Annotated in this window: 30 protein-coding genes and 1 other RNA gene; 17 read left to right on the top strand and 14 right to left on the bottom strand. The window is 67.4% G+C overall.

Features of this window, described 5'->3' with window-relative positions:
• The first annotated feature begins 267 nt into the window (after positions 1–267).
• The 6 genes from Q0579_RS14240 to Q0579_RS14215 all read left to right on the top strand — a co-directional run bounded on the left by Q0579_RS14240 (position 268) and on the right by Q0579_RS14215 (position 4757).
• Entirely contained in the window at positions 268–573 is a 306-nt protein-coding gene (locus tag Q0579_RS14240) for a hypothetical protein (RefSeq protein WP_298813507.1), read from the top strand.
• A gap of 100 nt (positions 574–673) precedes the next feature.
• Entirely contained in the window at positions 674–1402 is a 729-nt protein-coding gene (gene trmD / locus Q0579_RS14235; RefSeq protein WP_298813505.1) for a tRNA (guanosine(37)-N1)-methyltransferase TrmD, read from the top strand.
• A gap of 6 nt (positions 1403–1408) precedes the next feature.
• Positions 1409–1795 carry a 50S ribosomal protein L19 gene (gene rplS, locus Q0579_RS14230; RefSeq protein WP_298813503.1) on the top strand — a complete coding sequence of 129 codons (387 nt, stop codon included), beginning with the start codon at positions 1409–1411 and terminating at the stop codon, positions 1793–1795.
• Between the two features lie 120 nt (positions 1796–1915).
• Positions 1916–3109, top strand: coding sequence for a MiaB/RimO family radical SAM methylthiotransferase (locus Q0579_RS14225; protein ID WP_298813501.1), 1194 nt, complete (start codon positions 1916–1918; stop codon positions 3107–3109).
• Positions 3106–4038 (top strand): signal recognition particle-docking protein FtsY, encoded by a 933-nt coding sequence (ftsY, locus tag Q0579_RS14220; RefSeq protein ID WP_298813499.1) that lies wholly within the window; start codon positions 3106–3108, stop codon positions 4036–4038. The genes Q0579_RS14225 and ftsY overlap by 4 nt, the downstream gene beginning before the upstream one ends.
• The gene (locus Q0579_RS14215) at positions 4035–4757 is read left to right on the top strand and encodes a septation protein IspZ (RefSeq protein ID WP_298813497.1); all 723 of its coding nucleotides are present in this window, start codon (positions 4035–4037) and stop codon (positions 4755–4757) included. The genes ftsY and Q0579_RS14215 overlap by 4 nt, the downstream gene beginning before the upstream one ends.
• 58 nt (positions 4758–4815) lie before the next feature.
• Here Q0579_RS14215 and Q0579_RS14210 read toward each other — a convergent pair whose 3' ends face one another.
• Positions 4816–5427 (bottom strand): superoxide dismutase, encoded by a 612-nt coding sequence (locus tag Q0579_RS14210; RefSeq protein ID WP_298813495.1) that lies wholly within the window; start codon positions 5425–5427, stop codon positions 4816–4818.
• Between the two features lie 67 nt (positions 5428–5494).
• Entirely contained in the window at positions 5495–6535 is a 1041-nt protein-coding gene (gene pspF / locus Q0579_RS14205) for a phage shock protein operon transcriptional activator (RefSeq protein ID WP_298813493.1), read from the bottom strand.
• A 154-nt stretch (positions 6536–6689) separates the two neighbouring features.
• On the opposite strand from pspF, the gene Q0579_RS14200 reads away from it, so the two are divergent.
• The 9 genes from Q0579_RS14200 (at position 6690) to Q0579_RS14160 (ending at position 9939) form a co-directional block, all read left to right on the top strand.
• Positions 6690–6818 (top strand): hypothetical protein, encoded by a 129-nt coding sequence (locus tag Q0579_RS14200; RefSeq protein WP_298813490.1) that lies wholly within the window; start codon positions 6690–6692, stop codon positions 6816–6818.
• An 80-nt stretch (positions 6819–6898) separates the two neighbouring features.
• Entirely contained in the window at positions 6899–7561 is a 663-nt protein-coding gene (gene pspA / locus Q0579_RS14195) for a phage shock protein PspA (protein WP_298813488.1), read from the top strand.
• A gap of 1 nt (position 7562) precedes the next feature.
• Positions 7563–7886, top strand: coding sequence for an envelope stress response membrane protein PspB (gene pspB / locus Q0579_RS14190; RefSeq protein ID WP_298813486.1), 324 nt, complete (start codon positions 7563–7565; stop codon positions 7884–7886).
• Positions 7886–8266 (top strand): envelope stress response membrane protein PspC, encoded by a 381-nt coding sequence (gene pspC, locus Q0579_RS14185; protein WP_298813485.1) that lies wholly within the window; start codon positions 7886–7888, stop codon positions 8264–8266. The genes pspB and pspC overlap by 1 nt, the downstream gene beginning before the upstream one ends.
• Before the next feature lie 26 nt (positions 8267–8292).
• Positions 8293–8583: a hypothetical protein gene (locus tag Q0579_RS14180; protein WP_298813484.1), complete on the top strand. Its 291-nt coding sequence runs from the start codon at positions 8293–8295 to the stop codon at positions 8581–8583.
• 93 nt (positions 8584–8676) lie between these two features.
• The gene (locus tag Q0579_RS14175) at positions 8677–8895 is read left to right on the top strand and encodes a hypothetical protein (RefSeq protein ID WP_298813746.1); all 219 of its coding nucleotides are present in this window, start codon (positions 8677–8679) and stop codon (positions 8893–8895) included.
• A 28-nt stretch (positions 8896–8923) separates the two neighbouring features.
• A complete protein-coding gene (locus Q0579_RS14170) occupies positions 8924–9166 on the top strand; it encodes a hypothetical protein (protein ID WP_298813483.1) in 243 nt (80 codons plus the stop codon).
• Positions 9167–9197: 31 nt separating this feature from the next.
• Complete coding sequence (locus tag Q0579_RS14165; protein ID WP_298813482.1) at positions 9198–9437, top strand: hypothetical protein; 240 nt, start codon at positions 9198–9200, stop codon at positions 9435–9437.
• A gap of 82 nt (positions 9438–9519) precedes the next feature.
• Positions 9520–9939: a SufE family protein gene (locus Q0579_RS14160; protein ID WP_298813480.1), complete on the top strand. Its 420-nt coding sequence runs from the start codon at positions 9520–9522 to the stop codon at positions 9937–9939.
• Positions 9940–10144: 205 nt separating this feature from the next.
• On the opposite strand, the gene Q0579_RS14155 is transcribed toward Q0579_RS14160, so the two are convergent.
• The 12 genes from Q0579_RS14155 to Q0579_RS14100 form a co-directional block, all read right to left on the bottom strand.
• Positions 10145–11563 carry a S41 family peptidase gene (locus Q0579_RS14155; protein WP_298813478.1) on the bottom strand — a complete coding sequence of 473 codons (1419 nt, stop codon included), beginning with the start codon at positions 11561–11563 and terminating at the stop codon, positions 10145–10147.
• Between the two features lie 107 nt (positions 11564–11670).
• On the bottom strand, positions 11671–11976 hold the full coding sequence (locus Q0579_RS14150) for a (2Fe-2S) ferredoxin domain-containing protein (protein WP_298813476.1): 306 nt from the start codon (positions 11974–11976) through the stop codon (positions 11671–11673).
• Positions 11977–11983: 7 nt separating this feature from the next.
• A complete protein-coding gene (locus Q0579_RS14145; RefSeq protein WP_298813474.1) occupies positions 11984–12529 on the bottom strand; it encodes a J domain-containing protein in 546 nt (181 codons plus the stop codon).
• Between the two features lie 48 nt (positions 12530–12577).
• Positions 12578–12961: RNase P RNA component class A (gene rnpB / locus Q0579_RS14140), an RNA gene on the bottom strand.
• Between the two features lie 12 nt (positions 12962–12973).
• Positions 12974–13663 carry an N-acetylmuramoyl-L-alanine amidase gene (locus Q0579_RS14135; RefSeq protein ID WP_298813472.1) on the bottom strand — a complete coding sequence of 230 codons (690 nt, stop codon included), beginning with the start codon at positions 13661–13663 and terminating at the stop codon, positions 12974–12976.
• Positions 13664–13755: 92 nt separating this feature from the next.
• Complete coding sequence (locus Q0579_RS14130; protein ID WP_298813470.1) at positions 13756–14604, bottom strand: CheR family methyltransferase; 849 nt, start codon at positions 14602–14604, stop codon at positions 13756–13758.
• Entirely contained in the window at positions 14601–15614 is a 1014-nt protein-coding gene (locus tag Q0579_RS14125; RefSeq protein ID WP_298813468.1) for a chemotaxis protein CheB, read from the bottom strand. The genes Q0579_RS14130 and Q0579_RS14125 overlap by 4 nt, the downstream gene beginning before the upstream one ends.
• 65 nt (positions 15615–15679) lie before the next feature.
• On the bottom strand, positions 15680–16045 hold the full coding sequence (locus tag Q0579_RS14120; RefSeq protein WP_174192139.1) for a response regulator: 366 nt from the start codon (positions 16043–16045) through the stop codon (positions 15680–15682).
• 67 nt (positions 16046–16112) lie between these two features.
• A complete protein-coding gene (locus Q0579_RS14115) occupies positions 16113–16538 on the bottom strand; it encodes a chemotaxis protein CheW (protein WP_298813461.1) in 426 nt (141 codons plus the stop codon).
• On the bottom strand, positions 16535–18847 hold the full coding sequence (locus Q0579_RS14110; protein ID WP_298813459.1) for an ATP-binding protein: 2313 nt from the start codon (positions 18845–18847) through the stop codon (positions 16535–16537). The genes Q0579_RS14115 and Q0579_RS14110 overlap by 4 nt, the downstream gene beginning before the upstream one ends.
• Before the next feature lie 73 nt (positions 18848–18920).
• On the bottom strand, positions 18921–19568 hold the full coding sequence (locus Q0579_RS14105; protein ID WP_298813457.1) for a histidine phosphotransferase family protein: 648 nt from the start codon (positions 19566–19568) through the stop codon (positions 18921–18923).
• Between the two features lie 83 nt (positions 19569–19651).
• Complete coding sequence (locus tag Q0579_RS14100) at positions 19652–20074, bottom strand: Mov34/MPN/PAD-1 family protein (protein ID WP_298813455.1); 423 nt, start codon at positions 20072–20074, stop codon at positions 19652–19654.
• A gap of 18 nt (positions 20075–20092) precedes the next feature.
• On the opposite strand from Q0579_RS14100, the gene Q0579_RS14095 reads away from it, so the two are divergent.
• The gene (locus Q0579_RS14095; protein WP_298813453.1) at positions 20093–21040 is read left to right on the top strand and encodes an RluA family pseudouridine synthase; all 948 of its coding nucleotides are present in this window, start codon (positions 20093–20095) and stop codon (positions 21038–21040) included.
• A gap of 75 nt (positions 21041–21115) precedes the next feature.
• Positions 21116–22018 carry an RNA polymerase sigma factor RpoH gene (gene rpoH, locus Q0579_RS14090; RefSeq protein WP_019516548.1) on the top strand — a complete coding sequence of 301 codons (903 nt, stop codon included), beginning with the start codon at positions 21116–21118 and terminating at the stop codon, positions 22016–22018.
• Positions 22019–22052 lie beyond the last annotated feature (34 nt).

Below are 22052 nucleotides of genomic sequence, written 5' to 3'. Positions count from 1 at the left end.
GACCCGGCCAAACCCGCCTACCGCCAAACGCAAAAGCGCCGGCGGGCGAAACCTCGCCGGCCAGCGTGCGCCGCAGCGGGCGCGTTGCTCAAGCGTTCACCAATGGAACGTGGATGCGCCCTAGCCGATCGGCGACGCGCAGGCAACCTCGTCGAGGCGCGCGTCCCTCACAGTCCACCGGCGCGCGCATTGAACACCGCCCGCGTTTCATGCTTTACTTTCGCCAAGCCGCCGCACGAGCGCGCCACAGACCGAAGGAGACGATGCGTGGGCCACCCATCCGACAAGCAGAAACAGCTTCATCACGACGTGACCAACGTCGGTCTGCGCGCGCAGGCGACTGCGGTCGGCCTGATCCAATTGTGCATCGAGCTGCGCAAAACGAATGCGCTGAGCGAAGAAGGCCTGCGCAACGTCAAACGGGCAATCGCGGACGAACTGCTGATCGGTCCATCGCGCCGTTACTGCTCGCGCGATCCGCGGCGAGAGATCGAGGAACGGATCGACCGCATCTTCGCAGGCGAACAGAAGGTCGGACCAGCGGAAGAACTGTCCTTCGTCACCGAGCAATAATCGCTATTTTACGCAGGCGGCGCGTCGCACCGATCGGGCGGTTGACCACGCGCGCGCCATCCTTGAGGGGCTGACCGATCTTTCATCGAAAAGCCAGCCCGTGCCCTTTCACGCCACCGTCCTGACGCTCTACCCCGACATGTTTCCCGGCCCGCTCGGCCACGCGCTCGCCGGGCGCGCGCTTGCCAACGGTTTGTGGTCGCTCGACGCGGTCAACATCCGCGACTCCGCCACCGATCGCCACCGCACCGTCGACGATACGCCCGCAGGCGGCGGCGCGGGCATGGTGCTGCGTGCCGACGTGGTCGCACGCGCGCTGGACGCGGTGAGCGACGGCCGCCCAATCCTGGCGATGACGCCCAGGGGTATTCCACTATCCCAGGCACGCGTCCGCTCGCTCGCCACTGGTCCCGGGGCGGTCATCCTGTGCGGGCGATTCGAAGGGTTTGACGAGCGATTGTTCCACGCACGCGAGATCGAGCAAGTGTCGATCGGCGACTACGTCCTGTCGGGCGGCGAGATGGGGGCGCTGGTGCTGCTCGACGCTTGCGTCCGGCTCGTTCCGGGCGTAATGGGCGCGGCTTCCAGCGGGGACGAGGAAAGCTTCGAAAGCGGCCTCCTCGAATATCCGCATTATACTCGACCATTCGAATGGGAAGGGCGCACGATCCCCGAAGTGCTGCGATCGGGGGATCATGCGAGGATCGCTGCCTGGCGCAAGCTGAAGGCGGAGACCGATACACGGCTACGGCGGCCGGACCTGTGGGAGCGTCACTCCGGCGCTCGGGTCCAGTCGCCCTCTGGCGCGCGGCACGATGACGAAGGTTGAATATACATGAACCTGATTCAGCAGCTCGAAGCCGAGCAGATCGCCAAGCTGACCGCCGCCCGCGAGATTCCCGAATTCCGCGCCGGCGACTCGCTGCGCGTCGGCGTTCGCGTGGTCGAGGGCGAGCGTACCCGCGTCCAGAACTACGAGGGCGTGTGTATCGCGCGTTCGAACAAGGCGATGGGCTCCAGCTTCACCGTTCGCAAGATCTCGTTCGGTGAGGGTGTGGAGCGCGTGTTCCCGCTCTACTCGCCGAACATCGAATCGATCACGGTCGTCCGCCGCGGCGCGGTGCGTCGTGCGAAGCTCTACTACCTGCGCGGTCGCACGGGTAAGTCGGCGCGTATCGCCGAGCGTCGCGACAACCGCGCCAACGCGGTCGCTGCCGAGTAATCGCACGCTGCCTTCCTGACGGCAGTGTGAGGGCGCGGGTGGCATGCCATTCGCGCCCTTTTCACGTCCGGCACGCGCCCGGCGTGGACTTGCCCGCTTCCCGACCCTAGATCGCGCACCATGTCCGCTTCCCCCCAGCCCATCGTCACGCTGGGCTGCCGCCTCAACATCGCCGAGAGCGAGGCGATCCGCCAACTCGTTCACGCCACCCGCGACGGCCGCGACGTGGCGGTGGTCAACAGTTGCGGGGTCACCAATCAGGCGGTGAAGGATACCCGCGCCGCGATCCGCCGCCTGCGCCGAGAACGTCCGACTGCCGAGCTGGTCGTGACCGGCTGCGCCTCCGACATGGATCGTGCCGCGTTCGAGGCGATGCCCGAGGTCGACCGCGTCGTCGCCAATTCCGCCAAGCTGCTGCCCAGCACCTGGGGCCCGCGCGCCAACACGGCCCCGCCGCGGCGCCATACGCGCGGCTTCGTCGGTGTGCAGAACGGTTGCGACCACGCGTGCACCTTTTGCGCGATCCCACAGGGACGCGGCAGCAGTCGGTCGGACCCGATCGGCGAGGTCGTCCACCACGTCGTGATACTGGTCGAGGGCGGGCAGCGCGAGGTCGTGCTGAGCGGTGTCGACCTGACGAGCTACGATGATCGGGGGGCGCGCCTGCCCGTGCTGGTCGAGCGACTGCTCGCGCAGGTGCCCGGGCTCCAGCGCCTTCGCCTCTCCTCGCTCGACCCCGCCGAGGTCGACGATCACCTCTTCGCGCTGCTGACACAGGAACCGCGGGTCATGCCGCACGTCCATCTCTCGCTCCAGGCGGGCGATGACCTGATCCTCAAGCGGATGCGTCGTCGCCACAGCCGGGCGCAGGCGATCGCGCTCGCGCAGTCGCTCAAGGCCGCGCGGCCTGAGATCACGATCGGCGCCGATCTGATCGCGGGATTTCCAACCGAGAGCGAGCCTGCGCACGCCAACACGCTGGCGATGGTGAATGAAGCGGACATCACTCACGCGCACGTCTTTCCCTACTCCCCGCGGGACCGCACGCCCGCCGCGCGGATGCCGCAGGTCGCGCCCGACCTCGCCCGCACCCGCGCCGCGGCCCTGCGCACGGCAAGTACGCGGCGCCGCGCCGTTATGCTCGCCACGCAGGTCGGCACCGTTCAACCCGTCCTTATCGAGCGTCCGGGCGACCGCGGCCACACCCCCGCTTTTGCGGAACTGCGGCTCGGCACCGCCGTACCGGTCGGCTCCATCGTCAACGCCCGCGTCACCGCGGCTACCCCCACCCACCTGATCGGGACTCCTGAATGAGCACCAGCTGGCACGACAAGCTGCTCGGCGGTTTTCGCCGCACCTCCGACCGCCTCGTCGGCAACCTCGCGGGTCTGGGCGGCGCGCGGCTCGACGACGACACGCTCGACGAGATCGAGGAAGCGCTGATCGCCTCCGACCTCGGGCCCGAGACCGCTACGCGCGTCCGCACGCGCCTTTCCGAGGGTACGTTCGAGCGCAACATGGAGGAGCTCGGCATCCGGGTCGTTGTGGCGGAAGAAGTTGAAAAGGTGCTGGCGCAGGTCGCCAAACCGATCGAGATTGAGGCGTTCCCCCGTCCGCAGGTGATCCTCGTCATCGGCGTCAACGGATCTGGCAAGACGACGACGATCGCCAAACTCGCACACCTGTTCATGGAGCAGGATTATGCCGTCATGCTGGCGGCGGGCGACACCTTCCGTGCCGCCGCGATCGGCCAGCTTCGCACCTGGGCCGAGCGGATCGGCGTGCCGATCGTCACCGGGCCCGAGGGTGGCGACGCTGCCGGCATCGTGTGGGACGCGGTCAAGAAAGCGACCGAGATCGGCACCGACGTGCTGATCGTCGACACCGCCGGGCGGCTGCAGAACAAGCGCGAGCTGATGGACGAACTCGCCAAGATCCGCCGGGTCCTCGGCCGCCTCAATCCGGCCGCGCCGCACGACGTGCTGCTCGTTCTCGACGCGACGACCGGCCAGAACGCGCTCAACCAGATCGAGGTGTTCAAGGAGGTGGCGGGCGTCACCGGCCTCGTCATGACCAAGCTCGACGGCACCGCGCGCGGCGGCGTGCTGGTCGCGGCGGCGGAGCGATACGGCCTCCCCATCCACGCGATCGGCGTCGGCGAACAGATGGACGATCTGCGCCCGTTCAACGCCAACGAGGTCAGCCGCATCATCGCGGGCGTCGACACGGGCCCGCGCAAGTGAGCACGGCTCCGACGCAGACACCAGGCCCCACCACCGAGCCAGGTGGCGGCATTAAGCATCTCGTCGACTACGGCCCGCTGGTCGTCTTCTTCCTGGTGAATTTCCTCGTGCCGGCCACTGCCGCCCGCGGAATCGTGTCGCACTTCACCCGCGCGCTCGACGGCATGGCGCAGGTCGAGATGCTGCTGATGGCGCGCGTGATCCTCGCCACAGCCGCCTTCGTGATCGCGAGCGCGGCGGCGCTGGTGCTCGCCAAGGTCAAGCTCGGCCGCGTGCCGCCCTTGTTGCTGATCTCGGCCGGTCTGGTGCTCGTGTTCGGCGGACTGACGATGTACTTCCGCGACGCGCGCTTCATCCAGATGAAGCCGACGATCGTCTACGCCCTGCTCTCGGGCGTGCTGCTGGGCGGCCTCGTCACGCACAAGCCGCTGCTGCGCGACCTGCTCGGCAGCACCTATCCGGGCTTGAGCGAAGCCGGGTGGCGGCGCCTCACGATCAACTGGATCCTGTTCTTTGCCGCAATGGCGATCGCCAATGAGGCCGTGTGGCGCGGTGCCTACGCGCTGTACGGCAAGTCGCGCGGGTGGGATTTGTGGGCGATCTACAAATTGTGGGTGGTGATCCCGCTCACGCTCGTCTTCGCGGTCGCCAACGTGCCGATGCTGCTGCGCCACGGTGCGCAACTGGGTCAGGAGCCGCCGCTGCCGCCCGAAGGCTGAGCGACACGAAAAAGGACGCGCCACCCGGCGCGCCCTTCTTGTTACTTCGTCAGGATCTTCAGCCCGCCGCCTGCTCGTAGCGGCGCCCGGCCTCGTCCCAGTTCACCACGTCCCACCACGCCTTCAGATAACCCGGACGGTCGTTCATGTAGGTCAGGTAATAAGCGTGCTCCCACACGTCGTTGCCCAGGATCGGCGTGCCCGGTTCCTTGGCGTCGTCCATCAGCGGATTGTCCTGGTTCGGCGTCGACGTGACCTTGAGCGCGCCGTCCTTGTCCGCGATCACCCACGCCCAGCCCGAGCCGAACTGGCCTGCACCCTTGGTGTTGAAGTCTTCCTTGAGCTTGTCGAGCCCGCCATAGGCGTCGATCGCTTCCTTGAGCTTGCCCGACGGCTGCGTTGAACCCTTGGGCGCCATGATCTTCCATAAGAAGTCGTGGTTCCAGTAACCACCGCCATTGTTGCGGATGAGCGGCGGCTGCTGCGAGATCGAGCCCAGGATTTCCTCGATCGACTTGCCTTCCAGCTTTGGGTCGGCCGCGACGCCTTCGTTCAGCTTGTTGGTATAGGCCGCGTGATGCTTGTCGTGGTGGAACGTCATCGTCTCCTTGGAGATGACCGGCTCCAGCGCGTCATAATCGTATGGCAGCGGGGGCAGTTCGAAAGCCATGGAAATCCTCCTTGATGGGGCTCGCGACGGTGAACGCGACCGCTCCCAAATGGCTCCGGTGCGATCGTTACGCAACCGCTCCGATCAGGTCGTGGCGTCGCAGCGCGTGGCGTAGTTGATCGTAGCTCAGCCCCAGTGCCTCGGCGGTCGCGCGCTGGTTGAAACGATGCTCGGCGAGCGTTCGCGCGAGCAGTTCGCGCTCGAACCGCGCGACGCGCGACTTGAAGTCGGACGGCCCCTCCTCGCACGCCACAACCGGGGTATCCTCCTCCGGCAGGTCACGTGGTTTCGCACCCGGCGTCTCGCTCCTCGTCGCCGGCTTGGCAGTCCCGGGTCGGTAGGGCGAATGGAAGGGATCGATCTCGATCGCGTTGATCGGCCCCGCCTCTTCCCAGCGGTACACCGCGCGCTCGACCACGTTGCGCAGCTCACGTACGTTGCCCGGCCAGCGATAATCCATCAGCGCCTCGGTCGCCTTGGGTCCGAAGCCGACGAATTCGTCATGCCCCAGCTCCGAGGCCATTCGCCGTCCGAAATGCTCGGCGAGCACCGGAATATCGCTGCGCCGCGCGCGCAGCGGGGGCAGCGTCACCACCTCGAATGACAGCCGATCGAGCAGATCGGCGCGAAACGTGCCGGCGTCGACGCGGTCGGGCAGATGTTCGTTGGTGGCGGCAACGATCCTGACATCGACCGTCATCGCGCGCGACGACCCGATCCGCGTCACCTCGCCATATTCGACCGCGCGCAGCAGCCGCTCCTGCGCACCCATCGACAGCGTGCCGAGTTCGTCGAGAAACAACGTCCCCGCGTCCGCTTCCTCGAACCGCCCGGCGCGCGCCTTGGTCGCGCCGGTGAACGCACCCGCTTCGTGCCCGAACAACTCGGCCTCGATCAGCGTTTCGGGGAGGGCCGCGCAGTTCATCGTGACCAGCGACTGGCTCCAGCGCGGAGACAGGTGGTGCAACCGCTCCGCCACCAGTTCCTTGCCCGTGCCACGCTCGCCGATCACCAGCACGGGACGGTCGAGCGCGGCGGCGCGGCTCGCGCGTTCCAGCGCGTCGAGAAAGGCACCCGATTGCCCGATGACCTGCGTGGTTCGCCGCATGAACCAAAGCTTGGCAAAGTTCGCCAAGTCTTGGCAAGCCACAAACATTCACAATTCGTCTCCGGCGAGACAAGTCGTTGTAATCGCAGTCTTTTGCGAATTGGCACGCTCCCTGCAGAGCATGGGACAACAACGCACACAGGGAGTGACACTAATGACCAACATCACCAGCAAGCTCGCCGCGATCGCCTGCACCATCGTCGTCAGCGCCACCATGCTCTTCGGCGCGGTCGGGCCCGCCACCGCGATCGGGCACGATACCCACCTCTCACGCCTAGCTTGACGCGACACCGACGCCGGGCGCCCGTTTTCGCCCCCGTCGGAAACGAGTAAGAAGCGCGTATCACCAGGAGTCCAAACTACATGGGCATTTTCTCCCGAACCCGCGACATCGTCGCCGCCAACATGGCCGAGCTGCTCGAAAAGGCAGACGACCCGGCGAAGATGATCCGGATGATCATTTCGGAGATGGAGGACACGTTGGTCGAGGTTCGCGCCTCCGCCGCGCGCACCATCGCCGACAGCAAGGAAATGCGCCGCCACATCGAACGCTTGTCCGAACTGGAGCATAGCTGGACCGAGAAGGCCGAGCTGGCGCTGAGCAAGGACCGCGAGGATCTGGCCAAGGCCGCGCTGGTCGAACGCCGCAAGGCGGGCGACATGGCGCAGCAGCTGCGCGACGAGGTCAAGCTCCTCGACGACAGCCTGCGCGCCAGCGAGGACGACATCGCCAAGCTCCAATCGAAGCTGCGCGAGGCGCGAACCAAGCAGAACGCGATCGCCACGCGGCTGGAAAGCGCCAATACCAAGGCGCGCCTGCGTGAACTCTGGAACGGCCCGAAGACGCACGAAGCGTTCAGCCGCTTCGAGCTGCTGGAGCGCCGCGCCGACGAGGCGGAGGGCCGCGCCGAGGCGATGGGGCTCACCCCCAAGACGCTGGAAGACGAATTCAACGAACTGCGCTCGAGCGACAAGATCGACGCCGAGCTCGCTGCGCTGAAAGCGCGCATGAACAAGGACCGCTGATATGGAAGACATCCTGACACCCGTCTTCGTCTGCGCGATCCTCTTCATCGGGTTGCCGTGGCTGATCTTTCACTACGTGACCAAGTGGAAGACCGCGCCGCGTATCACCGACGAGGACGAGCGCTTGCTCGACGAGATGTACAATCTCGCGCGCCGGCTCGAGGAGCGCGTCAACACGGTCGAGCGGATCGTTGCCGCCGACAATCCCGATTTCCGCCCCGGTCTGGCCGATTACCGCGGTCAGCCCGACTACCGGCTCGAAAGCGGCGACGCCCGCTTCGAGGCGCACCGCCAACAGCGTCCCTCGTATGAGCGGAGGAACTGATGTCCGACAGCCGCACCAAATTCTACCTCGATAAGCAGGACGCGAAGTGGAAGGGCGTCTGCGCCGGGGTCGCCGACTATACCGGGATCGAGGTCATCTGGGTCCGTATCGCGATGATCCTGCTGACGCTCGCCGGCGGATTTCCCTGGACGCTGATCGCCTATGCGCTGGTCGCCTGGATGGCCGAGGCCAAGCCGATCAACCTTTATCAGGACCGCGACGACCAGAAATTCTGGCAGGGTGTGCGCTCCAATCCGACGCGCTCGACCGCCGAAGTCCGCTCGAAGTTCCGCGAACTCGACCGGCGCCTGGCCGATATCGAGCTGCACTACACCAGCCGCAACAGCGCGCTCGCCAACGAGATCGACAGCCTGCGCTGAGCGACTGCGAGAAGGGGAGAAGAACAATGCACGGTCCCTGGTTCGTCCTCTCGATCATCGCGATGTCGATGGCCGCCTGGATCATCAACAACTGGATACGCGCCAAGCACGGCTACTCGATCAGCGACGATTGGGGCCGCAACATTGACAAGGGCGACGCGAACGCCAGCCGGCACATCGCGCTCCTTTCAAGCGAGAACGAGCAGCTGACCGGCAAGGTCAGCCGCCTTGAGGAGCGGATCACGGTGCTCGAACGCATCGCCACTGATCCCGCCACCCGCACCGCGCGCGAGATCGACGCGCTGCGTGATCGCTGAGGAGACGACGCGATGGATCACGACATGATCGCACCCCTGTTTTTGCTAGGCCTCGCCGTCTTCGCGGTGGTGGTACTCGGTATCGGCAGCGAGATGTTCAAACGCTGGTTGCAGCACAAGGAAGTGATGGGCGCCGCGCTGAACGCCCAGACCGCGGAGAAGGCGGCGCAATATGCCGCCCAAACCGAGCGGCTGGAGGCGCGGGTCCGCGTGCTCGAACGGATCGCGACCGACAGCGGCAGCGATCTTTCCCGCGAGATCGAACAACTGCGCACCCCGCCGGCGCCGTCTGCGCCGTCCGCGCTCAACTGACATCCACTCTTTTTCGGAAAGAACAACGATGCCCTGGTCCGTAGCTTTCATGGTGGTGATGATCGTGATGATCACGGCCATCGCGAAGACCGCCCGTCACCGTAACCATCACATGCTCGGCAGTCAGCAGCCTGCCCCGCACGAGGTCACCCACGCGCAGGAAGAGATCCGCGCGCTCAAGGAACGTGTCCAGGTGCTCGAGCGCGTGATCACCGAGAACCACAACAGCCTCGATCTCGACCGCGAGATCGCGCGGTTGCGCGACCGCTGAACCGACCGCGACACGAGAGGAGATGACCGTCATGTCCGATCCCAACTTCTACCTGACGATGGCCGCCGCCGCGCTCGCCGGCCTCGCCATGCTCACCTATGCCGCACTGAACGGCTGGCGCGGGTGGCTTCAGCTCAAGCATCAGCAGATGGCGCAGGACCACCTCACCGCCGCCCCCAGCGGCTCTACCGCCGGCGCACGGATCGAGATCGCCGACCTGAAGGAGCGCATCCGCAAGCTCGAGGCGATCGCGGCGGGCGTCGATCTGTGACGACGGCGGCGGGCGCCCTCCCCGCCACCGGCGCGCAGCCGCACGGTTGCGGGGCGCGCGGCCAAACGATAGCGACGCTGCCATGACCGACGCCGCCCCCGCCACGCTCACCGACATTCGCGACGAATATGAGTTCCTCGAAGGCGACGACCGTTACCGCCTGCTGGTCGATCTGGGCCGCGAGTTGGAAGACATGCCCGCGGCGTTGAAGACGGAGGCGACCCTGGTACGCGGATGCTCCGCCTCGGTCTGGGTTTATCCGACCGTCAAGGACGATGGCACGCTCCACTTCCTCGCCGACAGCAATGCCGCGATTACCAAGGGGATCATCGCGCTGGTCCTCCTGACCGTTCAGGACCGCGCACCCGCCGATATCCTCGCAACCGACATCGACGCCGAACTCGCACCCTTCAACCTGAAGGCGCAGCTCAGCTCCAACCGGACGCAGGGCATCCCCAACATGATCGCGCTGATCCGCGAGACGGCCGCCCGCTACGCGTAACGATCACGCGGAGTATTCGAACCCGCGGCAATGACGCGTCGAACTGACTCGATCCTGCCCCCGTTTCGTCATCCCGGACTTGATCCGGGATCCCGCTGCCTTCTCTCGTGAAGCCCGAAAAGCAGGACCCCGGATAAAGTCCGGGGTGACGAGCCAATTAGCGCAGGCTGGTGCTAAACCGACCCGTTACCGCAAGCCCTTCACGTCACAACGCCCCCACCCACCGCGCCAGCGCGGCGTCATCGCGCATGTCGCCAGTGTACCGAAAGCGCGGAACGACAGGCTCGTTCGATCCGCGCTTTCGCCCACGATAGACCTTCATCGGAATCACCGCCTGCGCGACGCCGCTCGGCAGCATCTTCTCGCGCACGTCCATGTAGAGCGTGTCGGCCGACGTATCCTGCCCGACTTGCGTCGCCCCCAGCGCCGTCCACAGGTCGACCGCGTCGAGGCACGCCGATCCGCAGCCCCAATCGGTCAGCACGAACACGCGCGCGGCCGGCGGCGTCACCGGCGGCTCGTTCACCTTTGCAGGCTCAGTCGCGTCGGTCGCATCGCGCCACAAGGGCTCGCCGCGCTCGCGAGCGGCGGCGATTCCGTCCGCTATCTTCCCGGCCCAGGCGATCGCCTCCGGCGAACCGTCGGGCGACGCCTGCCACGCCGTCTTGTAGCCCCGCAGTGTCGCGAGGTTCCCCGCCGACGCGCGCCAGTCGACCGCTTCCGAGCTGACCTCCACCTTGTCGACGGCGGCGCGGCCCCAGATCACGCGCGCGATCTGCTGCGACCATTCCGACGACCCACCGCCATTACCACGCAGGTCGAGCACGATACGCGGCGCCGCCACGACCGCGGCACGATCGCGTGTCATGTCGGCGATCATCGGGCGCAGCGCCTTGGCAGTCGCACCCTCTGGATCGCCGTCGAAGCTGCTGATGGAATACCAGCGCGTCCCATCCGCCAGCGCGCGCGCGCCGATCGCGGGCCGCGCGCGTGGCGCAGTCGCGGCGAAGCGCGTGTCCAACTCGGCATCGGACATCGGGCGCCACGCGAGCGCCACCTCTTGGCGCTTGCCCGCGACCCGGAAAGTGCAGTGCGATGGCCGCGTGATGAACGGATTGCGCGCGTCGACGAACAATCGTCCGCCCTGCGTCGCACGCTGGCTGGCAAGCTGCCACCGGCCACGGAACGCACCGACGTTGCGCGCCGCCAGCCGCTCTGCGTCGACACCATCGCATTCCTCCAGCACCGCACCGATCGGCAGCGCGATGCCATCGGCGACGGTGCGCACTACCTGTCGCCCCGCGCCATCATAGCCGGTCAGAAATCCCGGCCATTGAAGCGCCACCGGCTCGGGCTTCTGTACGTCGAGCGCGACATGGCCGTCATCGAAGCCGGCGACATAGCCGCGCATCGCCCAGAGGTACCCCGGATAGTCGCGAACCTGAGCCGCGCGTCGCAGCGCCAGCGCCAATCCGGCGTCGTTGCGTTGCGCGAACTGCGGATCGTGCCGGTTATAGGGTCCGGGATGATCCTCCGCGATCTGATCGTGGAACGCCTGCGCGTCGCTGCGCAGCGTCGCCTGCCAGTCACGCGGCGGATCGGCCGCCGCCGTTGCCGCCATCATCGCCGCTATCGTCAGCCATCGTGCTCGCATATCGCTCCCCCACTCGCCAAGCGATCATTTCGCGGCCGCGCGACTGCGGCAACAGCCGCTCGCGCAAGGCGTGAGAGTCAGTCGGTGTCGGTGCGTAATTCGTCACCCAGCAGCGCCACCTCGGCGCCCGCCGGCACGATCCGCCAGCGGTTCGGCACGCGCATGTCGACCACGACGACCGCGCGTTTGGGGCAGATGCCGAGGCACTTGGTCTCGACCACGCCGACGCTCGCCTTGCGCCCCTTGCCGAAGCCCGGCTCGGCGCGCAGCGCCTTGGCGAGCGGCGTGCGACCCTTGTCGCCGAAACCGCCACCGAGCTTCTTCGAGCATTTGCCGCATACCAGCACCGCGCCCGACCAGCGTGCCCGCACGTGATCCTTCATGCGCGAGTCACGCCCCGGCCGGCTTCCACGTCCGCGCCTCCTCGGCGCTGCGCAGCACCTCGTACGCCGCCTGGATCGCCTGGAACCGCTTCGCGGCCTCAGGATCGTTCGGCCGCACGTCGGGGTGGTTCGACTTGGCGAGGCGCCGCCACGCGAGTTTCACCTCGTCAAACGAGGCGTCGACCTCGAGTTCGAGCACGTCGAGCGCGCGCATCTCGTCGCGTGAGCGGGTGCCGTCGCCCGGTCCTGCCCATGCCTGATGCTTCGACTGCGCAAAGCCGCCGGCGTCGCGCCGCTCGTCCGCCTCGCGCGCTGCGGCTTCCTCCGCCGACAAGCCTTCGAAGTAATTCCAGCCCCGGTTGTATTCGCCCGCGTGGACCTGACAGAAATACCAGCGCTCCGGACTGTTCGGGCTCTTGGGCGCGGGGCAATTGCCCGGCTCCTCGCAGCCATGGCGGTCGCACAGCCTGACCGTCTGCGCCTCCCGCCCGCTGCCGTAGCCACGCCAGCGTGGAAAGCCCCAGTCGTTCGATCGTGTGGTGTGACGCGCCATGAAGGGTCCGAGATAGGCTGCGCGCGGCAGAGGGCAACCGCGAAGGTGAATGTCAGAGGGTCTGTAAGCCGGGTTCTGTCCACCCCACCTTGGCGGCAGGGATAGGCGACCATTCCTCTCGGCCCGCGCTCGAACGCGGGCTCCAGCAATCAACCCGGACAGCGGGTGGGAACACACCCTGGAAACGCGAAGGTCCCCGCGCCGCCCCTATTCGATCTTGCTCCCGGTGGGGTTTGCCGTGCCGCCCCTGTTACCAGGCGCGCGGTGCGCTCTTGCCGCACCCTTTCACCGTGACCGCACCGAAGCGCGGCCGTCTGCTCTCTGTGGCACTTTCCCTGGGGTCGCCCCCGGCGGGCGTTACCCGCCACCGTCGTTCCGCGGAGCCCGGACTTTCCTCGACGCATGATGCGACGCGGCCGCCCGACCCTCTGACGAAACGAGCCTCTAATCGTCGCCCTGAGGTTTGGGAAGCAGCAACGCGAGCAGGATCATGCGGCACTCGGCATCGATCTCGCCGTCGATCAGTTCGGGCCGGAAGCGCCGCTGGAACGCCATGATCGCCGCCATCCGGTCCGACACGTCATAGCCGAAGCGTTCGAGCGCGAGGCAGAACCCCGCCTCGCTCCAGAACGGATCGGCGAGGTTCCGGGTCGGCCGCGGCAGCGCCAACCGCAGTCGCGCCAGCCGATTCCACGGGAACAGCTCGCCCGGATCGCGCTTGCGCGCCGGCGCGACGTCGGAATGACCGACGACGTTGCCGCGCGTGATCTCGTACTTGTCCTTCAGATGCGCGACCAGCCGCACCACCGCGTCGATCTGCGCTTCCGGAAAGGCGCGATAACCCCATTCATGCCCCGGATTGACGATCTCGATCCCGATCGAGGCGGAGTTCACGTCCTCCACGTCGCGCCAGTGCGACTTGCCCGCGTGCCAGGCGCGATGTTCGTCGGCGACCAGCCGCAGCACGGTGCCGTCCTCGTGCACCAGATAATGGCACGAAACCTCGGCCGCCGGATCGCGCAGCCGCGCGACCGCGGCTTCGGCACTCTCCATGCCGGTGTAATGGAGCACCAGCATCGTGATCGGCAGTGCGCGCTCGTTGAAATTGGGCGATGGCGCCTCGACCACCCTCACCCGCACACCTCCGTCATCGCGCCTGTCCCCCGCCGCCGTCACCGTCGCGACGCGGGGCTATAGTGGGCGGGCGTAGCCGTGGGAAGCGCGGCTCATCCGCGTTGCGCGTGCGCTGCTGCGTCCACGTCGGCGCGCTCGTAGAAGCCGCGGTGTGCGGCACTCGGGCGCAGCAGCTCGCTTTGTCCGATCACCGTCTCCCCCGCGCCCAGCAGCAGCAGCCCGCCCGGCTTCAACGCCTGCGCCAATCGTTCCAGCACCGCCTGGCGTACCGGCGGGGTCAGGTAGAACAGCACATTGCGGCACAGGATCAGGTCGAAACGACCCGGCACCAGATCGGTCGCGAGATTGTGGCGGCGGTAGTTGATGCTCGACAGCAGCGCCTTGTTGGCGGTCCAATTGGCGCCATCGCCTTCGAACCAGCGCATCATGCGCCGGATCGGAAGACCGCGCTGGATCTCGAATTGCGAGTAGCTGCCGGTGCGCGCTCGTGCCACCGCGCTCGTCGATACGTCGGTCGCGAGGATGTCGGGCGCGGGCCCGCCGTCCTCGGCGAAAAGCATCGCGAGCGACAACGGCTCCTGCCCGGTTGCGCACGCCGCACACCATATGCGCGCGCGCGTGCCCGCCGTTGCGGATGTCATCGCGCGCACAGCTTCGACCGCGCTCTCGATCACGCCCGCGTCGCGAAAGAAGGAGGTTTCGTGATTGAGCAGCGCGTCGACGATGCGGTCGCCGATGCGGTGGTCGTGGCCGTCGAGCAATCGCGCCACAAGCGCATCGGCATGCGGCAGGTCGAGTTCGGCGAGAAGCGGCGCGATCGCGGTTTCCAGCCGCCAACTGCGGTTGGCCGCGAGCTGTTGCCCGGTGCGCGCTTCCAGCAGCGCGGACAAGACCATCGTCGCGCCTGCGCTGGGCGGTTGCGTGCGTGTCGCCGCCGTCATGCGCGTCCGTTCGCGGCGATAAAGCCTGCGATCTGGCCGGGTGTGAGCACCGCATGCGCCAGTCCCGCGCCCGCGACCGCACCCGGCATGCCCCAGACGACCGAGGAGTCACGATCCTGTACCACCATCGTGCCACCCGCGGCGCGTACCAGCCGCGCGCCCTCCAGCCCGTCGCGCCCCATCCCGCTCAACACCACCGCCAGCAACCGCTCACGGTACACCGCCGCGAGTGTCGAGAACATCGGATCGACCGCCGGCAGGTTGCCGGTCGGCGCGGGCTCGCGCGAAAGCCGCAGCGCGGCGGTGCCGTCGCCCAGCGACACCGCGACGACATGCGCGTCGCCGGGTGCGACGACGATCTGACCGGGCACCAGCCGGACGCGGTCGCTTGCGACCTCGCACGGGCGCCCCGACGCCGCGGTGATCTGCGCCGCGAAAAAGGACGAGAAGCTGCTCGGCAGATGCTGCGTCACCACGATCGGGCGCTGCATCGTCGGTGGTATCGCGCGCAGCACGCTGGTCAGCGCGTGGATGCCGCCGGTCGATGCGCCGATCGCCACCACGTCGAACGGGAAGGCAGGACGCGGTGCGATGCGCGCCACCGCCGATACGGTCATGTCGGGCGATGAAAGCCCGTCAAGCTTGGCGAGCAGCACGTCGGCGAAGCGCGTGCCGATCGTCGCCGCCGCGGGCTTTACCAGCGTGTCCGCCGCCCCGAGCGCCAGTGCCTCGATCGCGTCCGCCGCACCGTCACCCGCGGAGCCCGACACGATCAGCACCTTTGCTCCGCGTGCCACGCGCAGCAGCTCGGGAAGCGCGGCGAGTCCGCTGGTATGCGGCATGTCGATGTCGAGCAGGATCAGATCGACCGAGGTCTGCCGCAGCAACGCCAACGCCTGCGACGCGCTGGCGCAGGTCGCGGCCAGGCTGTAGCGCGCGCTGTCGCTGACGATCCGCGACAGCGCCGCGCGCGCCACCGCCGAATCGTCGACGATCAGGACCCGCGGCAACGCGCGACCGGCGATCGGGCGAGCGAGCGAGCAAGGAGGCGGCACGTCGGCGCTCCCGGTCAGGTTCAGGCGACGCCGACGATCTGCAACTTGCTTTCCAGCGTTTCGCGGTCGAACGGCTTCATCACATATTCGTCCGCACCCGCCTCGATCGCGGCGCGGATGTGCGCCATGCCGTTCTCGGTGGTGCAGAACACGACCTTGGGTCGCTTTGGCAGCGTCTCGTCGCCGAGCGCGCGCAGAAACTCCATGCCGCTCATCACCGGCATGTTCCAATCGAGCAGCACCACGTCGGGGTGATGCGCATGGCATTGCGACAGCGCCTCGCGCCCGTCGGCCGCCTCGACCACCGCGAAGTTGAGCGTCTCTAGGATATGGCGCGCGACCTTGCGGATGACTTTCGAATCGTCGACGATCAGGCAGGTTTTCATGCTGTTACTCGACTCGCATCATGGTGTGGGTACAGTGGCGGCAAAGCCGTAAGCGTCGCGTTAATGGCTAGGCACCGGCCAGCTCGATCAGCCGACGAAGGTTGAGCATCATCAGCGTTTCATTGTTCCCCTCGGCGACGCCGCGTACGGCCGACCAGCCACCCTCCAGCGCCATGCCAGCCGGGGCGGGCGATACCGGCAGGTCGGCGACATCCTCCAGCGTGTCGACCGCGATCGCGTACAGGTGGCCGTCGATCATCGTGACGACACCGCGCGTGCCGCCTTCTCCCGCCCCTGCCAGGCCAAGCACGCGGTGCGTCTCGATCACGGTCGCGACCCGGCTGCGCAGCGCGGCGAGACCGCGGATCGTCGCGGGCGCACCAGGCGCGGGCACCACCGCGGGCAGATCAACCACCGAGTCCACCTCGGTCGCGTCGAAGAGGATGCCGCGTCCGCCCACGTGAGCGACGAGTTGCAAGCTGCGGTCGCTCATGCCCGGCACTCCTGCAACGCGGCAACCAGCGCAGCGCGATCACCGCGGTAGAGGCCAGCCCCGGCCTGCCGGCTCAACCGGATGACGCGGCCCGGCACGCCGCTCGCTTCCTCGTCCATCGCCAGCGCGACGGCGATCGCGGTTCCTGGCACGGCCTGTCGGACGACCTGATAGCCCGCAGCCTCGATCGTCGGGCGCAGGAACGCCTCCATCCAGCCGCTCTCGCTGCCGTGCAGCAGGCACAAGGGCCGCGCACTGGGCCGCGTCGAACCATCGAACAGCGCCAGCGGATCGACCAACTCGATCGGCTCCTCGCCGAGCATCACCACCGTTGTTCCCCCCGGCCCCTCGACCAGCTCGGCGGGCAGGTCGACAATCTCGCATGCTTCGATCACGGGATAGCCGAGCTCGCGGCCGTCCAGTTGCAGCCGCAGGATCGTGTTGACCTGCGCCGGATCATCGATCCGTCCGGTCCAGAGCGGGACCGCCGCGGCCTCACGCGTTACCCACCAATTTTCTCCCGCGCACGATACTGCGCCCGGCTCGACCCGCTCGATGCGGCTGACGGCCTCGGCCGCGATCATCCGGCGACGGTCGTCGGCATCGCGGAACAGCAACGCGCGCGGTGCCTCGGCGACCGCGTCGTCCTCGACACGCGTCTCGCGCCGCTCGAAACGCAGCCCGGCGCGCTGCGCGATCCCGGCGACATCCAGCAGCAGGATCGGCACGCCGTCGTCGGGCAGCATCTGCCCGGCGTAGATGCCGGTCGACATGACCGCGGGTGCAGCGGGCTTGACCACCAGTTCCTGCGTCTCGACCACGCCGCTCAGCGCCAGCGCGAAAACACCTTCGCGCAGGGTGACGATCGCGACCATCGCCACCGGTTCGGGCGTGTCGAGCCCGAGCAGCGCCGGCAGGTCGATCATCGGCATCCGCCGCCCGCGGACCACCGCCATTGCGCTCGCACCGAAGCGATCGATCCGCAGCGCACCGCCCGCGGTGCGCGCGTCGACCGCGACGATCTCCTCCACCACCTGCCGCGACAGGGCGAAGCGCGTGCCTGCCGCTTCGACGATCACCGCGTTCAGGATCGCGAGCGTCAAGGGCACTTCGATCGTGACGGTAAGCCCGCGACCCTTCTCGTTCTTCAACGCGAGCCGCCCGCCGATCTGTTCGACGTTGGCCTTCACCACATCCATGCCGACGCCGCGGCCCGAAATCTCGCTGGCTTCCTCGCGCGTCGACAATCCGGGCTCGAAGATCAGGTCGAGCCTGCGAGCCTCGCTCCACGTCGCAATCTCGCCGGCGCGGTCGGGTCGTGCGCGCAACACCTTGTCGACCAGCCGATCGGCGTCGATCCCCTGCCCGTCGTCGATGATCTCGATAACGATCAGATTGCCCGCCTGTCGCGCCGCGATTCGCAGCGTGCCCTGCGCCGGCTTGCCCGCGCAGACGCGGTCGGCGCGTGCCTCGATCCCGTGATCGATCGCGTTGCGGACCATATGCGCGAGCGGATCGCGCAGCATCTCGATCATCTCGCGGTCGAGTTCGACGTCACCGCCTTCGATCACCAGCGACACCGACTTGCCGACCGCAGCCGCCGTGTCGCGTGCCATCCGCGGTAGCGACTGGAACAGCGCGTCGATGCGCTGCATTCGCGTCCGCGTCACCGTGTCCCTGAGTTCGGCGACCGTCATCGACAATCGCTCCAGCGTCGCCTCGAGCTGCGGATCGCCCGTATCCCGCAACTGGCGTGCGACCTGGTTACGCGCGAGCACCATGTCGGACACGCCGCTCATCATGCGGTCGAGCAGATCGACCGACAGCCGAACGCTGCGCTTGGGCGCGCGCGCTCCGCTCGACATCCCTGCGGCGGCGCCTCGCGTCACCGCCGCCGATTCGGCAGCGGCCGGCGTCGGGACGACCGGCTCCGCCACCTCAACGCCGCGCTCCAGCATCGCGATCAGCGCGGTTTCGTCACCGTCGTCGAGCGGTTCGCCCGAGTCGATCGCCTCGACCAGTTCGGCGATACGGTCGATGATCGCGAGGATCGCGGAGACGGTCGCTGCGTCGGGCTGACGGTCACCCGCGCGTACCGCCGACAGTACGTCCTCGGCCGCATGGCTCAACCTCGCGAGACGCGGCAGGTCGAGAAAGCCGCAGCTGCCCTTGATCGTGTGCACAAAACGAAAGATCGCATCGAGCCGCGCGCGATCGGTGGGATCACGCTCCCAGCCCACGATCTCGCCCGACAGCGCTTCCAGCGTCTCGCGTGTTTCGGCGATGAATTCCTGCAGCAGATCGTCCATGGGGCCTCGATGTTCGCGAGGCCCGGCATGGCAGCATTAGGTTAAGAGCCGCTTAGGAGCGCCGGGCGCGTGCTCAACGCGACGACGGCAGCGTCGCGCCGAACAGAAGCGATCCGTCCTCGCCCTCGCTCACCACCAACGATCCGCCCGCCTCGCTCGCGATCGCGTGCACCATATAGGCGGCGGCGGCACGTGGCGTGACCGCGTCGTCGGCCGCACCGTCAACCAGTGTCGCACGCAACACGGGGTCGAGCACGACGCGCGGTCCTTCGGCGCGTAGCACGATCTCGGTCAGCCCGTCGCTATCCTCCGCCCCGATCGTCAGCCGCCCGCCGCGCAGAAGGGCGTCGCCCGCGATCATCGACAGGTTGAGCAGCACCTTGATCGCCGATTTGGTCAGGTCGGCACGCTCCACCACCCAGTCGAGCGTCAGCCGCTTGTTGTCGCCGAGCAATCCCTCGATCGCGGCCTGCGCCTCGCGCGTGTCGACCCGCTCACCAAACCCGCCCGCCGCACCGAAGGCGAGCCGGAAGAACTTCAATTTGTTCGCCGACACCCGCGCGCTTTCGCTGAGCAGATCCATGCAGCGTGCGCGCATCGCCGGATCGGTCTCGTCGGCGAGCAGCTCGAGCCCGTTGTTCAGCGCTCCGACCGGCGAGAGCAGGTCGTGGCACAGCCGCGAACAGAGCAGGCTGGCGAAATCGACCGGACTGATGGCCATGGATGATCCTCGGAAGGGTGCGCAGAACTGATGGGGCGTTGTGGCGGCTGCGCGGTGGCCGCGCAAGCATGGTTAGCCCCGCGTCAACCATCCGCGGCGGGGTGCCCGGCGACGACGAGCGCGACCGGATCGAACCGCCCCTGTACTGCGCCGTGCTGGACCGCGCGCCAGGCCTTGATCTCGCCATCGCCGACGATGATCCAGATCGCACCGTCCGCCGCGGCCTCCGCCGCGTCGGTGGCGGACGGGCGCGGGTCGCCGCTCGGATGCGAGTGATAATGGCCGATCACGCTGGGTGCGCCGGCGCGTGCACCGCGCCACGCCGCGATCAACGCTGCGGGGTCGAGTTCGAAGCGCGACGCGGGGTTCACGCTCACGTTCGCGCATGGCTGCACCGCCATCACGCGCCCCGGCTCGCCGAGCAGCAATCCGCATACCTCATGCGCCGACAACGCGGCGTGATCGAGAATTCGTTGCCGATCCGTAATTGAAATTTCCACCCTCATCGCCATCTAGGATGCAGCATGGACCGGGGGGTTTCCATCATTGAAGCGACGATCGCGCCCGCGGCTGACGGCTGGCGGCTCGACCGTGCGCTGGCGGACGCGGTGCCGACCTTGTCGCGCGAGCGGCTGAAGGTGTTGATCAATGCCGGCCAGGTCTCGCAGGGCGATGCGCTCGTGCGTGACCCGGCACGCAAGTCGCGTGGCGGCGAGCGGTTCAACGTCGCGGTTCCCGCGCCCGCCCCCGCGCACAACGAGGCGCAGGATATCCCCCTCGTAGTGGCGTACGAGGACGAACATCTGATCGTCGTCGACAAACCCGCCGGCCTCGTCGTCCACCCGGCCGCGGGCAATCTCGACGGCACGCTCGTCAACGCGCTCCTCCACCATTGTGGCGGCAGTCTGTCGGGGATCGGCGGCGTCGCACGGCCCGGCATCGTCCACCGCATCGACAAGGACACGTCGGGGCTGATGGTCGCCGCCAAGACCGACCGCGCGCACGAGGGGCTGGCGAAGCAGTTCGCCGCGCACTCGATTGATCGACGCTACCACGCGATCGTCGGCGGCCGCCCGATGCCCGCCGCAGGTAGTGTCGACGCCCCGCTCGCGCGCAGTCCGCAGAACCGCAAGAAGGTCGCGATCGTCGCAGGCGGCAAGCGCGCGGTAACGCATTATCGCACGCTGCACCACTTGCGCGACGCGGCGATGATCGAGTGCCGGCTGGAGACCGGCCGCACGCATCAGGTCCGCGTCCACATGGCGTCGCTCGGCCATTCCTTGCTCGGCGACCCGGTTTATGGTAGAACAAAACAAGTTCACAAGGGCGTTTTGGATGCCCTTAGTTTCCGCCGACAGGCGCTGCACGCGACCCGGCTGGGGTTCGTTCACCCGATTTCAACCGCCACCATGGCGTTTGACAGCCCGATGCCCGCTGACATGCAGGAACTGTTCAGGCGGCTTGACGTATAGGTTCGGACCACGCGTGCTGCACCGCAACGGGACAGCGTCGACGCGTTCTCCGCGAGAAAGGGAGACGTAAGGATCATGGCAAAAGGCAGCAACGTCCCGGCGACGATCCCGGCGCTCGGCGGCGAGCAGAGCCTCAACCGCTATCTGTCCGAGATCAAGAAATTTCCGATCCTCGCGCCCGAGCAGGAATTCATGCTCGCCAAGCGGTTCCAGGAGCACGGCGATACTGACGCCGCGGCGCAACTCGTCACCAGCCATCTGCGCCTGGTCGCGAAGATCGCGATGGGGTATCGCGGCTACGGTCTGCCGACCTCCGAGCTGATCTCGGAAGGCAATATCGGCCTGATGCAGGGCGTGAAGAAGTTCGAGCCCGACCGCGGCTTCCGCCTCGCCACCTACGCCATGTGGTGGATTCGGGCCTCGATTCAGGAGTATATCCTGCGCTCGTGGAGCCTGGTAAAGATGGGCACCACCGCTGCGCAGAAGAAGCTGTTCTTCAACCTGCGCCGGATGAAAGCGCGGCTCGACGCGTTCGAGGACGGCGACCTATCTCCCGAAAACGTTCAGAAGATCGCGACCGATCTGGGCGTTACCGAGGCTGACGTCGTCAGCATGAACCGTCGCATGGCGATGGGCGGCGACACCTCGCTCAACGTCTCGATGCGCGAGGACGGCGAGGGTCAGTGGCAGGACTGGCTGCAGGACGATGCACCGCTTCAGGACAAGGTCGTCGCCGATCAGCAGGAGGCGGACGTCCGTCACGACATGCTGGTCAACGCGATGGAGGACCTGAACGATCGCGAGAAGCACATTCTGACCGAGCGCCGCCTGACCGACGATCCCAAGACGTTGGAGGAGCTCAGCCAGGTCTACGGCGTCAGCCGCGAGCGCGTGCGTCAGATCGAGGTTCGCGCGTTCGAGAAGCTGCAACGCGCGATGATGCGGCTTGCGGGCGAGAAGCGACTGCTGACCGCTTGACGGATCGCCGGCCACCCGGTCTTCTCCTCCGCTA

This window comes from uncultured Sphingomonas sp. (genome assembly GCF_936927845.1).
Classification (GTDB): domain Bacteria; phylum Pseudomonadota; class Alphaproteobacteria; order Sphingomonadales; family Sphingomonadaceae; genus Sphingomonas.
This window is presented reverse-complemented; position numbering and strand designations above follow the sequence as displayed.

Coding starts and splice junctions, on each gene's coding strand:
- Q0579_RS14130 (WP_298813470.1), bottom strand. CDS start 14,604: ATGACGGCGGCGACACGCACGCAACCGCCCAGCGCAGGCGCGACGATG.
- pspC (WP_298813485.1), top strand. CDS start 7,886: ATGTCCGACAGCCGCACCAAATTCTACCTCGATAAGCAGGACGCGAAG.
- Q0579_RS14095 (WP_298813453.1), top strand. CDS start 20,093: ATGGACCGGGGGGTTTCCATCATTGAAGCGACGATCGCGCCCGCGGCT.
- pspF (WP_298813493.1), bottom strand. CDS start 6,535: ATGCGGCGAACCACGCAGGTCATCGGGCAATCGGGTGCCTTTCTCGAC.
- pspA (WP_298813488.1), top strand. CDS start 6,899: ATGGGCATTTTCTCCCGAACCCGCGACATCGTCGCCGCCAACATGGCC.
- Q0579_RS14155 (WP_298813478.1), bottom strand. CDS start 11,563: ATGATGGCGGCAACGGCGGCGGCCGATCCGCCGCGTGACTGGCAGGCG.
- Q0579_RS14165 (WP_298813482.1), top strand. CDS start 9,198: ATGTCCGATCCCAACTTCTACCTGACGATGGCCGCCGCCGCGCTCGCC.
- rplS (WP_298813503.1), top strand. CDS start 1,409: ATGAACCTGATTCAGCAGCTCGAAGCCGAGCAGATCGCCAAGCTGACC.
- Q0579_RS14225 (WP_298813501.1), top strand. CDS start 1,916: ATGTCCGCTTCCCCCCAGCCCATCGTCACGCTGGGCTGCCGCCTCAAC.
- Q0579_RS14105 (WP_298813457.1), bottom strand. CDS start 19,568: ATGGCCATCAGTCCGGTCGATTTCGCCAGCCTGCTCTGTTCGCGGCTG.
- Q0579_RS14120 (WP_174192139.1), bottom strand. CDS start 16,045: ATGAAAACCTGCCTGATCGTCGACGATTCGAAAGTCATCCGCAAGGTC.
- Q0579_RS14115 (WP_298813461.1), bottom strand. CDS start 16,538: ATGAGCGACCGCAGCTTGCAACTCGTCGCTCACGTGGGCGGACGCGGC.
- Q0579_RS14175 (WP_298813746.1), top strand. CDS start 8,677: ATGTTCAAACGCTGGTTGCAGCACAAGGAAGTGATGGGCGCCGCGCTG.
- Q0579_RS14210 (WP_298813495.1), bottom strand. CDS start 5,427: ATGGCTTTCGAACTGCCCCCGCTGCCATACGATTATGACGCGCTGGAG.
- Q0579_RS14170 (WP_298813483.1), top strand. CDS start 8,924: ATGCCCTGGTCCGTAGCTTTCATGGTGGTGATGATCGTGATGATCACG.
- Q0579_RS14200 (WP_298813490.1), top strand. CDS start 6,690: ATGACCAACATCACCAGCAAGCTCGCCGCGATCGCCTGCACCATCGTC.
- Q0579_RS14110 (WP_298813459.1), bottom strand. CDS start 18,847: ATGGACGATCTGCTGCAGGAATTCATCGCCGAAACACGCGAGACGCTG.
- Q0579_RS14150 (WP_298813476.1), bottom strand. CDS start 11,976: ATGAAGGATCACGTGCGGGCACGCTGGTCGGGCGCGGTGCTGGTATGC.
- Q0579_RS14100 (WP_298813455.1), bottom strand. CDS start 20,074: ATGAGGGTGGAAATTTCAATTACGGATCGGCAACGAATTCTCGATCAC.
- rpoH (WP_019516548.1), top strand. CDS start 21,116: ATGGCAAAAGGCAGCAACGTCCCGGCGACGATCCCGGCGCTCGGCGGC.
- Q0579_RS14160 (WP_298813480.1), top strand. CDS start 9,520: ATGACCGACGCCGCCCCCGCCACGCTCACCGACATTCGCGACGAATAT.
- Q0579_RS14145 (WP_298813474.1), bottom strand. CDS start 12,529: ATGGCGCGTCACACCACACGATCGAACGACTGGGGCTTTCCACGCTGG.
- ftsY (WP_298813499.1), top strand. CDS start 3,106: ATGAGCACCAGCTGGCACGACAAGCTGCTCGGCGGTTTTCGCCGCACC.
- Q0579_RS14180 (WP_298813484.1), top strand. CDS start 8,293: ATGCACGGTCCCTGGTTCGTCCTCTCGATCATCGCGATGTCGATGGCC.
- pspB (WP_298813486.1), top strand. CDS start 7,563: ATGGAAGACATCCTGACACCCGTCTTCGTCTGCGCGATCCTCTTCATC.